General features: G+C 63.7%; 14 protein-coding genes and 2 pseudogenes. 7 read left to right on the top strand and 9 right to left on the bottom strand.

What is annotated here, in order from left to right:
- The first annotated feature begins 148 nt into the window (after positions 1–148).
- From ACWHYQ_RS02340 to ACWHYQ_RS02320, 5 genes are all read left to right on the top strand, one after another.
- Entirely contained in the window at positions 149–1,657 is a 1,509-nt protein-coding gene (locus ACWHYQ_RS02340; RefSeq protein WP_447974151.1) for an Rne/Rng family ribonuclease, read from the top strand.
- Between the two features lie 24 nt (positions 1,658–1,681).
- On the top strand, positions 1,682–2,809 hold the full coding sequence (gene dprA / locus ACWHYQ_RS02335; protein WP_447974150.1) for a DNA-processing protein DprA: 1,128 nt from the start codon (positions 1,682–1,684) through the stop codon (positions 2,807–2,809).
- Between the two features lie 87 nt (positions 2,810–2,896).
- Complete coding sequence (gene topA, locus ACWHYQ_RS02330) at positions 2,897–5,215, top strand: type I DNA topoisomerase (RefSeq protein ID WP_447974149.1); 2,319 nt, start codon at positions 2,897–2,899, stop codon at positions 5,213–5,215.
- A 280-nt stretch (positions 5,216–5,495) separates the two neighbouring features.
- The gene (gene bfr / locus ACWHYQ_RS02325; RefSeq protein WP_447974148.1) at positions 5,496–5,975 is read left to right on the top strand and encodes a bacterioferritin; all 480 of its coding nucleotides are present in this window, start codon (positions 5,496–5,498) and stop codon (positions 5,973–5,975) included.
- Between the two features lie 120 nt (positions 5,976–6,095).
- Entirely contained in the window at positions 6,096–6,311 is a 216-nt protein-coding gene (locus ACWHYQ_RS02320) for a hypothetical protein (RefSeq protein WP_447974147.1), read from the top strand.
- Positions 6,312–6,333: 22 nt separating this feature from the next.
- On the opposite strand, the gene ACWHYQ_RS02315 is transcribed toward ACWHYQ_RS02320, so the two are convergent.
- From ACWHYQ_RS02315 to ACWHYQ_RS02275, 9 genes are all read right to left on the bottom strand, one after another.
- Positions 6,334–6,468 carry a hypothetical protein gene (locus ACWHYQ_RS02315; RefSeq protein WP_447974146.1) on the bottom strand — a complete coding sequence of 45 codons (135 nt, stop codon included), beginning with the start codon at positions 6,466–6,468 and terminating at the stop codon, positions 6,334–6,336.
- A gap of 31 nt (positions 6,469–6,499) precedes the next feature.
- On the bottom strand, positions 6,500–6,670 hold the full coding sequence (locus ACWHYQ_RS02310) for a hypothetical protein (protein ID WP_447974145.1): 171 nt from the start codon (positions 6,668–6,670) through the stop codon (positions 6,500–6,502).
- 23 nt (positions 6,671–6,693) lie between these two features.
- A complete protein-coding gene (locus ACWHYQ_RS02305; RefSeq protein ID WP_447974144.1) occupies positions 6,694–6,891 on the bottom strand; it encodes a hypothetical protein in 198 nt (65 codons plus the stop codon).
- Between the two features lie 137 nt (positions 6,892–7,028).
- Positions 7,029–7,814 (bottom strand): HD-GYP domain-containing protein, encoded by a 786-nt coding sequence (locus ACWHYQ_RS02300; protein WP_447974143.1) that lies wholly within the window; start codon positions 7,812–7,814, stop codon positions 7,029–7,031.
- 146 nt (positions 7,815–7,960) lie between these two features.
- The gene (locus tag ACWHYQ_RS02295; protein WP_447974142.1) at positions 7,961–8,191 is read right to left on the bottom strand and encodes a hypothetical protein; all 231 of its coding nucleotides are present in this window, start codon (positions 8,189–8,191) and stop codon (positions 7,961–7,963) included.
- Positions 8,192–8,337: 146 nt separating this feature from the next.
- The gene (locus tag ACWHYQ_RS02290; protein WP_447974141.1) at positions 8,338–8,853 is read right to left on the bottom strand and encodes a hypothetical protein; all 516 of its coding nucleotides are present in this window, start codon (positions 8,851–8,853) and stop codon (positions 8,338–8,340) included.
- A 16-nt stretch (positions 8,854–8,869) separates the two neighbouring features.
- The gene (locus ACWHYQ_RS02285) at positions 8,870–9,556 is read right to left on the bottom strand and encodes an FMN-binding protein (protein WP_447974140.1); all 687 of its coding nucleotides are present in this window, start codon (positions 9,554–9,556) and stop codon (positions 8,870–8,872) included.
- The gene (locus ACWHYQ_RS02280) at positions 9,541–9,999 is read right to left on the bottom strand and encodes a hypothetical protein (RefSeq protein WP_447974139.1); all 459 of its coding nucleotides are present in this window, start codon (positions 9,997–9,999) and stop codon (positions 9,541–9,543) included. Before ACWHYQ_RS02280 ends, ACWHYQ_RS02285 begins: the two co-directional genes overlap by 16 nt.
- A 64-nt stretch (positions 10,000–10,063) precedes the next feature.
- Positions 10,064–11,560: a hypothetical protein gene (locus ACWHYQ_RS02275; RefSeq protein ID WP_447974138.1), complete on the bottom strand. Its 1,497-nt coding sequence runs from the start codon at positions 11,558–11,560 to the stop codon at positions 10,064–10,066.
- Between the two features lie 369 nt (positions 11,561–11,929).
- On the opposite strand from ACWHYQ_RS02275, the pseudogene ACWHYQ_RS02270 reads away from it, so the two are divergent.
- Positions 11,930–13,199 (top strand): annotated as a pseudogene (locus tag ACWHYQ_RS02270) (IS256 family transposase).
- A 59-nt stretch (positions 13,200–13,258) separates the two neighbouring features.
- Positions 13,259–13,654: pseudogene (locus tag ACWHYQ_RS02265) on the top strand (BglII/BstYI family type II restriction endonuclease); the annotation flags it as partial.
- Positions 13,655–13,656 lie beyond the last annotated feature (2 nt).

Here is a 13,656-nt window from a genome sequence, read left to right as displayed (position 1 = left end):
TGAGGATGCACCCGGGCGGCCGGCAGACGAGGCCGCCCGATCACTATCTAGCCGAGCCGTCTGCCGCGCGGCTGGCGCGCCTGAGGGGGCTGGGAGCCTGTCCCCCGGCGGCCAAGCTGCCCGCTCGGTCTGACGGCGGGGAGAGACTATGGGGCAGGAGATCGCGATCAGCGTCACCCGGGAAGAGACCCGGGTGGCGGTGCTGGACAACCGCGTGGTGACCGAGCTCTATGTGGACCGCGCGAAGAACAAGGATTTCGTTGGCAACATCTACAAGGGCCGCGTGGCCAAGGTGCTGCCGGGCATGCAAGCCGCCTTCGTGGATATCGGCATGGAGCGCGCCGCGTTCATGCACGTGTCCGACCTGTCCACGGACACCGAGCCGGGGGACACGCTTGTGGACAGCGAAGAGGATGAGAAGGGCCCGGAGATGCCGCGCCCGCGCCGGCAGACGATGCGCCCGATCGAGGACCTGCTCCGAGAGGGGCAGGAAGTGATGGTCCAGATCTCCAAGGGGCCGATTGGCACCAAGGGGCCACGGGTGACCACGTACATTTCGCTCCCGGGCCGGTACCTGGTCTTCATGCCGGGCGTGGACCACATCGGCGTGTCGCGCCGGATCCCCAAGGACGAGGAGCGGGCGCGCCTCAAGGAGATCATGAAGCGTCTGCGCAAGCCCGGCTGCGGCTACATCGTCCGCACGGTCAGCGAGGGCGTCAAGGAGGAGGACCTCAAGTCCGATATCGAGTTCCTGGCTGCCGTCTGGCAGGACGTGCTTAAGAACCGGGATCAGCTTCCCGCCCCCAGCCTACTCCACTCGGACCTGTCCCTGCCCTTCCGGGTGGTCCGCGACCTGTTCACCAGGAAGGTCGAGCGGCTGCTCATTGATTCCAAACCGGAGTACGAAGCCGTCAAGGACTTCGTGCAGAAGTTCCTACCCGACCAGACCTCGCGGGTCCACTATTACGACAAGGAGGAGAGCCTGTTCGATCACCTCGGTATCGAGCAGGAGATCGCGCGGGCTCTCAGCCGGAAGGTCTGGCTGAAGTCGGGCGGGTACATCGTCATTGACCACACGGAGGCCATGACGGTCATTGACGTGAACACCGGCCGGTACGTGGGCAAGCGGGACCAGGAGGAGACCATTCTCAAGAACAACCTGGAGGCGGTCAGAGAGATCGCCTACCAGATCAAGCTGCGCGGGATCGGCGGCCTGATCATCATTGACTTCATTGATATGGAGCGGGAGAAGAACCGCGAGCGGGTGTACCAGGCTCTGGTGGACGCCATGGCGAGCGACAAGGCGCGCACCCGCATCACCCGGATCTCCGACCTGGGGCTCATCGAGCTGTCGCGGGAGCGAGTCCGGGAGGACCTGCTCCGCACGATGTCGCAACCCTGCCACTATTGTGAGGGGCGCGGCTATACCAAGTCGCCCACCTCGGTCGTCTACGAGATCTTCCGGGACATCCGCCGCATCGGGAGTTTGCCGGAGGACCAGAAGATCGTGGTCGGCGTCCACCCCGCCGTGGCGGAGCTGCTCTTCGACGAGGAGCGGCAGGGGATCGAGGATCTTGAGCGCGAGTTCCAGACAAAGATCGTCGTCAAGGCGGACCCTGAGCTGCATCTGGAGCAGTACGACCTCGTCGTCCTCTGACGAGCTTTCTCCCGCGAACTCTGCATGAGCCGCCCGATCTCCCTCCGACCCTGGTTCGCCCTCCGGGCCGTCCGGGGATTGAGCGACGCCGCAATCTGCCGGCTGGTCCAGGCCTTCGGCTCGCCCGAGAGCGTGCTTGCGGCCTCGACCGAGCGCCTGATCGAGGTCGGGGGGCTCAATCGCCCGGCCGCCGAGGCGGTCCGGCGCGAACCGGACGAAGGAGTCCGTGGGGCGATCGAGCGGGAGCTGCGGGAGCTCGATCGCGGCGGGTGGTCCGTCCTCACCTGGCTGGACGAGGCCTATCCGGCTCGACTGCGGACCATTCCGGACCCGCCGCCGCTGCTCTACGTGAGCGGCCGGTTGACGCCGGAGGATCGCCACGCAGTCGCGATCGTCGGGTCCCGGCGTCCAAGCGCGGCGGGCCGGCTGCTCACAGAAGAGCTGAGCCGGGACCTCGCCGCGCTCGGCTTCACGATCGTGAGCGGGCTCGCGCGCGGGATTGACGGGGCGGCGCACCGCGGCGCGCTGGCGGGAGGGGGGCGCACCGTGGCGGTCTTGGGCTGCGGGATTGACCGGACGTACCCGCCCGAGCACCGGGCGCTCCGCGAGCGGATCGAAGCCAGCGGCGCGGTCGTCACGGAATTCAGCGTGGGCGCGCCCCCGCACGCCTATCACTTTCCGCGCCGGAACCGGATCATCAGCGGGCTCAGCCTCGGCGTCGTGGTCACGGAAGCGGCGGCGGGAAGCGGCTCGCTCGTCACCGCCCGGCTCGCCGCCGACCAGGGCCGCGAGGTCTTCGCGGTGCCAGGCTTTCCGCGCATGGAGCAGAGCCGTGGCACAAACGGGTTGATCAAGCAGGGCGCGAAGCTGGTCGAGACGGTCGAGGACATCCTCGAGGAGCTCGTGCCGCAGCTCGATCCTGCGTTCGCGGAGCGCGTCGCCCGCCGTCCTCGCCCGGCGATCCCGGGCGGCGCCGAGCTAAGCGACGACGAGCGGGCCGTGCACGCGCTGCTCTCCTGCGAGCCGGTGCCGCTGGACGAGCTGATCGCGCGGGCGGGACTCTCCGCCGCCGCCGTCATGTCAGCGGTGCTGGCTTTGGAGCTGAAGGGAATGGCGCGGCGCTTACCGGGTCCGTCGTGCGTTCGGGTATAATGGGGCTTGCAATGAGCGGTCGCGCCGGTATATATGACAGCCCCATTGCGCGCCGGTGCCGCCGCGCAGCGTGAGTCGAACATCGTTATGGCCAAAGCGCTGATCATCGTCGAGTCGCCAGCGAAGGCGCGCACGATCACCAAGTACCTCGGGCGCGGCTACACCGTGCTTCCCTCGGTGGGCCATGTCAAGGATCTGCCCGCGAGCCGGTTCGGGATCGATGTGGACCGAGACTTTGCCCCCGACTACGTCGTGATCCGCCGCAAGGACCGGAACCAGGGCAAGGTGCTGGCCGAGATCAAGAGGAAAGCCAAGGAGGTGGACAAGGTCTTCATCGCCACGGACCCCGACCGCGAAGGTGAGATGATCGCCTGGCACATCGCGGAGGAGCTGAACGGCGACAAGCGGCACGTCTATCGCGTGCTCTTCAACGAGATCACGGAGTCGGCCATCAAACGGGCGCTCCAGGCCCCCGGGCAGATTGACACCAGGAAGGTCAACGCCCAGCAAGCCCGGCGTGTTCTGGACCGCATCGTCGGCTACAAGTTGAGCCCGCTGCTCTGGGACAAGGTGCGCCGGGGGCTCAGCGCCGGGCGCGTCCAATCGGTCGCGGTCCGGCTGATCTGCGAGCGCGAGGCGGAGCGCGAGGCGTTTCGACCGACCGAGTACTGGACCATCACCGCCACGTTGCGCGGCCTGCACCCGCCGTCGTTCGAGGCGCGGCTCCAGGAGGTGCAGGGGCGGGCGGCCGAGATCCGCACCGGTGAAGAGGCGCAGCAGATCCTGCGTGCCCTCCAAGGGGCTCGGTTCGTGGTGTCCGCGATCGAGAAGAAGGAGCGGAAGCGGAACCCGCTCGCTCCCTTCATCACGAGCCGCCTGCAGCAGGAGGCCGCCCGCAAGCTGCGATTCAGCCCGAAGAAGACCATGATGCTGGCCCAGCAATTGTACGAGGGCGTCGAGATCGGCAAGGAAGGACCAGTCGGCCTGATCACCTACATGCGCACCGACTCCACGCGGATCGCGGCCGAGGCGCTGGCCGAGGCCCGGGCCTTCATCCGCGATCGGTTCGGACGCGACTACCTGCCGGAGGCCCCCAACGTGTACAGGGTTCAGAAGGCGGCGCAGGAGGCCCACGAGGCGATCCGCCCGACGTCGGTGCTGCGGGAGCCTGAGAAGGTGAAGGCCTTCCTCGATCGGGACCAGTACCAGCTCTACAAGCTGATCTGGACCCGTTTCGTCTCGTCGCAGATGACGCCGGCCTTGCTCGAGGTGACCCGGGTGGACATCGAGGCGAACGGACACCTGTTTCGGGCGAACGGGACCGTCGTCAAGTTCCCGGGCTACACCGTGCTCTACTCCGAAGGGCGGGACGAGTCGGCCCCGCCGGGCGTGGAGGCCGGCCTGGCCGAACAAGGGGCGGAGCAGGATGAGCGGGAACGGCAGTTGCCGCCCCTGGCCGTTGGGGAGGTACTGCAGTTGGTAGACGGAGAGAGCCGCGGGCTGGTGCCTAAGCAGCACTTCACGCAGCCGCCGCCCCGCTACAACGAGGCGCTCCTCATCAAGGAGCTGGAAGAGAAGGGGATCGGGCGGCCATCCACCTATGCGAGCATCATCGCGACCATCCAGGAGCGCCGGTATGTGGAGAAGGAAGAAGGCCGGTTCAAGCCCACCGAGCTCGGCCGCATGGTGAACGAGCGGCTGGTCCGGTACTTCCCCGATGTGTTCGATGTGGCGTTCACCGCGCGCATGGAGGAGGAGCTCGACGAGATCGAAGAGGGCGAAAAAGACTGGGTCGCCGCGGTCCGCGAGTTCTACACGCCCTTCATGAAAGACCTCGGCGTCGCGGAGAGCACGATGGAGGGCGTCAAGGGGAAGGAAGAGCCCACCGACGTACCCTGCGAGAAATGCGGCCGCATGATGGTGATCAAGTGGGGCCGGAACGGCAAGTTTCTGGCCTGTCCCGGCTACAAGGACGATCCTCCCTGCAAGAACACCGCGAACTTCGAGACGCTTCCGGACGGCTCGATCAAGCCCGTCGCCAGACAGGAGACAGTGACGGATGAGAAGTGCGAGAAGTGCGGAAGCCCGATGGTTGTCAAGACGGGCCGGTTCGGACGGTTTCTCGCCTGCTCGGCCTACCCCGCATGCAAGGCCACCAAGCCCCTCCCCCTTGGCATCAAGTGCCCCCAATCGGGCTGTGGCGGCGAGTTGGTCCAGAAACGGACGAAGAAGGGCCGCTCCTTCTACTCGTGCAGCCGCTATCCGGACTGCGACTACGCCCTGTGGGACCGGCCGGTGAATCAGCCGTGTCCCCGGTGTGATTTCCCCTTCCTCGTCGAGAAGACTGGCCGGGATCGCGGGGCCGCCCGGCAGTGCCCCAAGTGCGGCCACAAGGACGCTGGCTGACTCTCTTCCCGCCACCTTCCTCTCTTTCTCACGCGCCCCCAGTGCGGTTGGATTCGCACCGGCCGCAGGTGCGTCGCGGTCAGGCTCAGGGCCGGCGTCCGAATGACACTGAATCTCGATTTCTGCGAAGTTGATAATGATAGTCACTACTACTTATCTTCCTTCTTGACCAAACGGACGGCGGAAGGCATAATTCGAGGGAGGCCAGCAGAACGCCGGCGATTCGCGCCGCTGCGTGACGCACCGTTCACCCGTTCTGGACAGAAGGAGGGGAGTGGTCATGAAAGCCAAAGAAGGCGTGATCGAGCTGCTGAACAAGTTGCTCACGGCCAACCTCACGGCCATCAACCAGTACTTCGTGCACGCGAAGATGTGCGAGAACTGGGGATACGACCGGCTGTACCACAAGGTCCGCGAGCGCAGCCTCGACGAGATGAAGGATGCGGACCAGCTCATCGAACACATCCTCTACCTCGAGGGCGTCCCGAACATGCAGCGCCTCGGGACCGTGAACGTCGGGGAGACGGTGCCCGAACAGTTTAAGGCGGATCTCAAGGCTGAGCAGGACATGCTCAAGATGCTCTCCGACGGCATCGCCCACTGCACCAAGGTGGGCGATTACACGACCCGGCACATGCTCGAAGACATGGCGAAGGACGTGGATGCCCACATCGACTGGATCGAGACCCAGCAGGAGCTCATCAAGCAGGTCGGGCTGGAGAACTACCTCAGCGAGCAGATCAAGAAGGAGGGCTCCTGAGCCGTGCCGGCATCGAGGCGTCGGCACAACATGAATCTGCGTAATGGCACTGTAGCCGTGGTTTTGTCTTTGGCGGCGCTCGCCTGTACGCCGGCCCGAGTCGCGTATCTTGAGGAAAGCGTGAACACGGCCACCCAGGACGACGTGCGGAAGCAGCTGGGACCACCGGCCTCTTCGAAGGAAGAAGCCGGCCAAACGGTGTGGATCTACCGGTATGAAACAGGTCCCGAATACAGCTATGGCCGCTCGGTAATTCGCCCGGACTGTCAGGAGATCCTCACCTTCGACAAGCAAGGGATCCTGAGGGGCTGGACCCGTCTCGACTGTCGCGACTGACTGCTTGGCAGCCAGATGAAGGTCAGGGCAGGACTCGCACGAACATTTCCCACATCAGCCAGCCGACGATTGTCAGGACGACCATCCCGATCGACGTCGCGAGGCTGATGAGGATGTCCAGATCGCGGTCATGACTGCGCTGGCGAGAATTACGCATGGATGCCTCTCCGGCAGCCCTATCGGGCTGGCTAACGAGCGGGTGACCTGCGGGGAAGCTGCTTGTCCTGAGCCTGCAGGGCCTGCAGCTCGATGTGAAGCGCGGTCTGGGTGATCGCGTACCCGCAGACGCCGCAGGCCCAGAACGCGCCGGTCGGTGCCAGGCTGGGCCGCTGGCAGCGAGGACACGGGCAGGTCTTCATCGCCCTCCTCCCTTCCTGGTCCGTCAGTGGCAAGTCGGATGGTCCTGGGAAACCGGCCGACTGTGCGCCACCTGCGTCAGCAGACGGGCGACGTCGCGAGCAAAGAGCAGGAACTCTGTCCGCTCGAAATGCAAGGTCACCGGCCCATAGGTGAAATGCAGGCGTCCGCAGCCGCATTCATTCAGGGTCATCTGCCCGCTGACCCGAAGTGTGCGTTCCATGACGGGGCTCCTTCCACTGTCATAGAAGTCCAGCGACGGTTCGACCACGAGCAAGCCGCCGCATCGGGTGCAACCCACATCCTAGCCTCCTGAAGAAGACCAGGCGGGGACCCCGGAGGAAGGGGTCCCACGCCCGATCACCCGTTGGCTGCGACGCCGACTTCGTCTGGAGCTAGTCGGCCCGATTCCGACGGGCAGAGAGCGGGAGGCACATCCCGCCCGATTCTCTGATCGGGATCGTCCGGCAACGCCTCGCCGAGCCCTTCGACAAGCCCTGCGAAGCTCTGGACGAGATCCGGGTCCAGGTGTGTGCCTGCGATCGTCTGGATGAGCCGGACTGCGGCTTGGGGATCGCGGGGCGGTGCATAGGGGCGATCCGAGGTCAGCGCGTCGAAGACGTCGGCGACCGCCAGGATCCGCGAGCCCAGGGGGGTGAAGCGTCCCGGTACCCCATAGGGATACCCGGTCCCATCCCAGCGCTCGTGATGGTGCGCGATCAGCACGGCGGGGACTCGGAGGGCCGGCATGTCGCCCAGGAGCTCGACGCTCAGACGAGGGTGGCACTGGACCAGTGCGTACTCGTCCAGCGATAACGGGCCCGGCTTACTCAGGATCGCCTTCGGGAGAAGCAGCTTGCCGATGTCGTGGAGCAGGGCGGCGCAGTAGAGATCGGCAAGATCCCGCTGAGGCAATCCGATAGCCTGTCCAAGGGCTATCGCGTACACGGCGGTCCTCTGCCCATGATCACGAAGCGCGGGGTCTTCCCGCTCCATGCGCGCGAGCAGGGTACGCATGGCCTGGAGCAGGGGCAAGTCCGTTCCCCCAAGGTCCGCCACGGCGAGGTCCAGGGCTCGCAAGGGAGGGAAGAGCGCGAGGAGGTTCCGACCCGGCTGATCCTTCTGGAGCGTCTCGATTTCGATCATGCGTTCGCCTCACTGAAGTCGAAGGGATGTCAAAACAAAAGCCCATAACCGCCGGAGAGGCGGTCATGGGCTCTGGACGGAAGGTCCATTGGCCGTGAGAGCGGTTCTCGCGACACTCGCGCTTCAGCCCGTCCGTCGCGGTATCCTCACCGCGGCGCCTCCTCGATGCGCGCGATGTGTTCGGAGCGGAGGAGGCGCGGCGGGACGCCGCCGATCTCGGAGAAAGGAATCACGACCAGCCTGCGGCAGCGCTTGCATTTGAGCTGGATCCCTTCCTGGAGCCAGCGGGCCATCAATTGCCCGCACTCACAGCGGAACTCGTCGGCGATCCGCCCCAGAAACTCCGCTGGTCCGTCGGCACAGGTTCCCCGATGCATTACTATCTCCTCCTGAAATGCAAAGAGCCCACGATCGCTAGGGCGACCTGGGCTCCGGGACGCACGATCCTCCGGCCTCTTTGGTATTGCGTATGATTTTCATTCTCAATTATACGCCTCAACCAGCTGCCTGTCAACCCCTTTTTTTATTCAACCGAACGGGAGGAGGGCACCAGCCGCTTCTTGAGCACCCACATCTCGTAGAGCGGGACGGCCATCGTCACCAAGAAGCTCGCTACCATGAGAACGTCGCCGGTCAGCATCGTCAGCACGAAGAACGGCGACACGTAAGTGATGAGCCAGGGTGACACCAGGTCGAGCCCTACGCCGACGAAGGCCGCCCAGGTCGTCGCGACCTTGACGCGGTGGCTGGCACCGGTCAGGTAGAGCACGTGCACGAGGATGATGAACGTCACGGGCATGGTAAACAGGTGGAAGTGGGTGACCTCCGCCAGCTCGCGGAAGGACATCGGCTCGCCAAAGGTCGCGTCGGATCCCCGGTAGTGCTCGGCGATGCCCTGAGGGGAGAGGCCCGTCATGCTGTGGGCCCAGAAGAAGCTGAAGGCGAAGGCCACCAGCGTGAACAAGAGGAAGAGCGTGTAGATGAGCCGGATGTGGCGGTCTGTGTCGAGAAGGCGAAAGCGTGCGTTGAAGTTCCGCATGTTAGGGGTCGGGCCTTCAGCGTCCGAAGATCAGATCGAAGAAGCCCTTCTCCCGACGCTGCGCCGCAACCTGGTCGCTGCCTTTCCCGAGCGGCTTGAGATAGAACTCGTCGATCAGGACCAGTACGCGCTTGACGCCGGCGCTCATCGAGCGGACCGACATGGTGGCGCCGGAGATATTGATGATGTCTTTGTTGATCCGGATCGGATCGAAGACCGTTTTTCCCTCATATTGAACGTTGAAGCGCTTCCGGCCAACCTCGCTGCCACGCGCATCCCGAAAAACCAGCAGCTCGACGTTGGTCACCTCGCCGTCCGGGTTCACCCCAACCATATAGGTCATGTGCTTGTACTTGCCGATCGTGTTTTCCACGATCGCATAGCCGTCCACCTTGGCTCCGGTCTCGCCGACGTAGACCTGGAATTCTTCTTCGGGGAAATGCCAGCCGATCCGAGACTCGATGACCTGCTTTTTCTCGGGGGTCAATCGGATGGTTTCCTTCCGGATTCGCTCGGACTTCGGCAGCATGAGCTTGAGGGCGTCTTCCTCGCTCATGAACTCCTCGCCCCACTTGCTCATCTCCTCTTCGGTGATGTAGCGCCGCAGCTCATCGTCCCAAATCCGCTGGGCTGCCGAGGCAGTCTGGGGCATAGCCCCGACGAGGACTGCTAGGAGCAGGGCCGCGATCATGTGGGAGAACATCCTCGCTCCTTCAGGTTGGCGTTCAAACGCTTCATGACTTCTGCCACGGCTTGCTCCGAGGGCTCGACCGCCATCCACTGAAAGAGCCGCGCCCCGCCGCGGAAGCCCCAGTGCTCGCGCACCTCGTTGACGCCTACCACCGCCACGTCGTCAAGCGCCTTGACGGTGACGATCATGCGGGACCGCTCCTTGTCGTTTCCAAGGTCCCGGCCGAAAAACCCGTACGGGCGGGAGATCGCGGGCACCTCGACCCAATCCGTCTCGATGAGACCCTGCGTCTTGTCCTGGACCCGAATAGGACGATCCTTTGTCGTGGCCAAAGCCGCTTCCCAGGCCTTCTCATAGGGACAGACGACGTAGTGGGTTTCGATGCCGCCGAGCGAGCTGCATCCAGCGCAGGCCAGCGTCAGGAGCAGGGCTCGGATCAGACGGGGTGATGGCATGGTCCTCCTGATGTCGGACTAGCAGGGCAGGGGGACGGAGGAGCCCGTCCCCCTGCTGCGACTGCTAGAAGTAGGTGGCGGCCGATAGCACGAGCGCGTTGGCGCCTGTGACCGTCCGGTTGTCTATGGGGTTGAAGCCCCGCATGTTGAACTCATAGGCGAACCGGTAGACCGTGTCCTCCACGGGACGGAAATTGAAACCGATCGTGAGCTTCTCGAGGTCGCCGAACCCACCGGCAGACACGTCCAGGTTCGTGTTCACCCGGTCGTACCGGATGAAGCTCGTAAACGTGGAGCCTGCGTGAAAGTGCGCCGGGGCCAAGCGAGTCAGGAACTCTGGCAAGAAGTGGTAATTCCCCTGGATATAGAAGCCCTGGCTCCGTCGCGGAGTCGGCCGCCCGGTGTCCGGATCAATGTAGAGGCCATTGACGCAGTTGGTCGCGACGTTGGTCGCGACAACAGGCAGGCACTTGTCGGCGTCCTTGGCATAGGCCCAGGCGGACTCACCGATCAGCTCGAAGGGTCCTCGCTGGAAGGTCCAGTCGAGCGCCCAGATGCTCAACTCCCGCTTGCTGTTTGGATCGTAGGTGCCGAAGTACCCCGACCCGCCGATTTCCATCCCAAGCCTCGGGCTGACGGCCACCCGGCCGACCACCGCCTTGCCGTTGTTGTTGTCCAGCCCGTCGGAGGCGAAGGACTTACGCAGACGGGTCCCGCGGAGGCCGCTTTTTTCATTGATGGTCGGTGTGCCGTCTTTTTGGTATCCGTTGGAGCCGGTGGTTATGTACAGCTCATAGTCCACCTTCGAGAGCCGGGTGGGGTAGAACGTCCCGTAGAAGCCGGCCCCGGTCTCTGCCACGGTCGTGGGGATGACGAACTGATCCACGAGGGGTCGGGGACCAACGTCGTTGAGCGGCGAGTCGTGCAGGAGGTTGAACTTGCCGATGGGTAGCAGGAGGATGCCGCCACGCAGGTTAACCTCCTCGCGGACCAGGTAGTCGATCGTGGCGAACTCCAAGCCGAATTCGAGCTCCCGGCCGTCGCCGCTCGTCTCGCGGATGCCGTGTTCAATCTCGAGCTCGGAGGCCACCTTCACGTGGTCGGTCACATCGGCATAGATGAAGGGCACGAACCGCTGCTGATCGAAGGAGCTGCTCGTCCGCCCGATACCCGGATTGCTTGATCCCGCGCCATTATCAAGGGGGGCCTTGCGCTGGTTTGTGTAGAAGAAATCCATGTAGCCGCCCACGATGGCCTTCGGGGCTGACACGAACGGCTTGGCGTACACCATGCGACCGGACCCGGTCGTGCTGAAGGACAACGGCGCCTGCTTCTCTGTCCGGAGGTCTTTCCCGACCTCCGGCAGGGGGCCGACCCCGGGCTGCTCGACCGGCTCTGCGGGTCTGACTTGTTCGCGTTCCATCTTCTCGCGTTCTTCGAGTTTCTTGAGCGCTTCTTCCAATTGTTTGATTCGTTCTTCGAGGCCCTTGTCTTCCGCGGCGGCGGGCAACGCCATCAGCGGACACAGCACCAGAGCCCCGAGGAGTAACCACGTCCTCATTGTTGCTCTCCTTGAAGTTGGGTTGAGTGGTTAGATGTGACTCGGGACTCTTAAGGTCCTCTGTATTGGTGTCGCGCCTAGCGCGGTTGTGTCTAGGTCAGGCACCTCCTTTCGTTAGAGCCAAGGGCCTTGGCGGCTAGGGGAAGGCAAGAAGGCAACCCTTCGCCCGAAAGTTGAAATTGAGAACGATTATTACTATCTAACTCCTCCTTGCCATGTCAAGAGGAATTTTGTCTGGTCAGACAGGTGGACGGTCACTGAGCCGAACGGAGGAGGTTATACTGAATCTAGTTGAAATTGGTGAGTGGCTTCGTTCAAATCAGGTCGCTTCAACCCGAAGACGATCTGCACACGAAAGGAGTCACCGCGATGAGACCGGACACGAAGCAGAGGAAGAAGGCCATCCAGGCGTTGCAGGAGATCCAGGAGAAGCCGTGGTGGATGGACCGGATGGTGCAGGTGATGCTGGGAGGCAAACAGGCGCTCGATGCCGCGCTGCTGGACATCGGACGCCTGGTGGCGGAGACAATCATGTCCATGGAGCGCGAGCAGCAAGCGGGTCCGGACTACCATCCGACCTCGCGTGAGCTTCGGAAGTGGGCGAGCCAGCCTGGCTCGATCTACGTCGGCGACCAGAAACTGCGCGTGGTGCATCCCCGGTGACGCGGTCCTGACGGCGAGCGCACGTTGCGGAGCTACGAGCAGTTGAAGCAGCGCGGCGGCTTCTCGGAAGAACTTTTGGGAGAGGTGCTGCGGGGGATGTCAGCCCGCAAGTATGAGGAGACCGTGACCGCCGCCGGCCGTGCCTTCGGCGTGTCCGCGAGCGCGGGACTCGCGCCATCTCGTCGAAGCCACGGCGAAGCAGCGGCGCGAGTTCCGGGAACGCCGGCTCGAGGACTTCGAGGTGTTCGCCCTGTTCCTCGACACGATCCACCGCGGGGGCCAGGCCTTCATCGTGGCGCTGGGCATCGACCTGAGCGGGCAGAAGCGCGCCCTGGGGTTCTGGGAAGGCGCAACGGAGAACCACGAGATCTGCGAGGGCCTGCTGGCCGACCTGGAGCGGCGGGGGCTGACGCTGTCCACGCGGGTGCGCTCTATCACCGATGGGGGCAAGGGCATCATCAAGGCGCTGAAGGCGCGCCACGGCAAGAAGCTGGTGCACCAACGGGGCCCCAGCCACAAGGATCGCAACATCCAGAAGCATCTCCCGAAGCGGTACCGGAAGGAGGCGCATCGCCGGTTCCAGATGGCCTTGGAGCAGAACCGCTACGACGACGCGAAGGCGATGTTCGCGGACTTCGAGCAGTGGCTGCGCCGGATCAACGAGTCAGCCGCGGACTCCTTGCTCGAAGCGTTCGAGGAGTTGCTGACGCTGCATCGCCTGCAGGGGCCAGCACTGCTGCGCAAGACCCTGCACTCGACGAACCCGATCGAACGCAGGTTCTCGACGGTGCGGGATTGCGAAGGCAATATCAAGCGCTACCGGAACAGCACGATGCGTCAGCGCTGGTTGGCGACCGTGCTGATGCACTGCGAGCAGGGCTTCAAACGAGTGAAAGGGTTGCGACAGATCGCGGTCGTGGTGAAACACATCGAAGTCGAGCAGGACGCCGGGCAGCAGGAGCAGGCCGCGGCATGACATCATCAACCATGAGCCACAACGTAATTTCAACTAAGAACTTGACAACCTCAAGCTCTTGGGAGGAGAGCCGTGTCAGCTACTGGGTTACCCGAAGCGAGAAGTTGATTCGGAAGACGCTTACCATGTCGGCCGAGGAACAGAAACGGGAAATCGAAGCGGCAGGCGAAACACCGATCTTTAGTTACAACCAGACAGATTTCGTTAAGGACCGGGTAGCCGTTGAGGTTCAATTCGGCAAGTATGCGTTCGTTGCTTATGATCTCTTCGTGAAGCATCTGGCCTTCTATGTCGGTGATCGTATTGACGTCGGCGTCGAGATTCTCCCGATGAAGTCCTTGCAAAGCCAGATGAGTTCAGGCGTCGCTTATTACGAGGGCGAGTTCTACAATGTTGTTCGCCAAGGCCGAGGTGTCCCGGCAGTGCCACTTGTGCTCATTGGCATTGAACCGTGATG

This window comes from Nitrospira sp. Kam-Ns4a (assembly GCF_965152595.1).
The sequence above is the reverse complement of the archived record's forward strand: the minus strand, read 5'-3'. Positions and strand labels throughout refer to the sequence as shown.

Excerpts from the sequence above, each read along its gene's own strand:
- ACWHYQ_RS02290 (WP_447974141.1), bottom strand. The coding sequence starts at position 8,853 with ATGCGGAACTTCAACGCACGCTTTCGCCTTCTCGACACAGACCGCCAC.
- ACWHYQ_RS02280 (WP_447974139.1), bottom strand. The coding sequence starts at position 9,999 with ATGCCATCACCCCGTCTGATCCGAGCCCTGCTCCTGACGCTGGCCTGC.
- ACWHYQ_RS02315 (WP_447974146.1), bottom strand. The coding sequence starts at position 6,468 with ATGCGTAATTCTCGCCAGCGCAGTCATGACCGCGATCTGGACATCCTC.
- ACWHYQ_RS02305 (WP_447974144.1), bottom strand. The coding sequence starts at position 6,891 with ATGGAACGCACACTTCGGGTCAGCGGGCAGATGACCCTGAATGAATGC.
- ACWHYQ_RS02340 (WP_447974151.1), top strand. The coding sequence starts at position 149 with ATGGGGCAGGAGATCGCGATCAGCGTCACCCGGGAAGAGACCCGGGTG.
- ACWHYQ_RS02300 (WP_447974143.1), bottom strand. The coding sequence starts at position 7,814 with ATGATCGAAATCGAGACGCTCCAGAAGGATCAGCCGGGTCGGAACCTC.
- ACWHYQ_RS02310 (WP_447974145.1), bottom strand. The coding sequence starts at position 6,670 with ATGAAGACCTGCCCGTGTCCTCGCTGCCAGCGGCCCAGCCTGGCACCG.
- ACWHYQ_RS02285 (WP_447974140.1), bottom strand. The coding sequence starts at position 9,556 with ATGTTCTCCCACATGATCGCGGCCCTGCTCCTAGCAGTCCTCGTCGGG.
- ACWHYQ_RS02295 (WP_447974142.1), bottom strand. The coding sequence starts at position 8,191 with ATGCATCGGGGAACCTGTGCCGACGGACCAGCGGAGTTTCTGGGGCGG.
- dprA (WP_447974150.1), top strand. The coding sequence starts at position 1,682 with ATGAGCCGCCCGATCTCCCTCCGACCCTGGTTCGCCCTCCGGGCCGTC.
- ACWHYQ_RS02275 (WP_447974138.1), bottom strand. The coding sequence starts at position 11,560 with ATGAGGACGTGGTTACTCCTCGGGGCTCTGGTGCTGTGTCCGCTGATG.
- bfr (WP_447974148.1), top strand. The coding sequence starts at position 5,496 with ATGAAAGCCAAAGAAGGCGTGATCGAGCTGCTGAACAAGTTGCTCACG.
- topA (WP_447974149.1), top strand. The coding sequence starts at position 2,897 with ATGGCCAAAGCGCTGATCATCGTCGAGTCGCCAGCGAAGGCGCGCACG.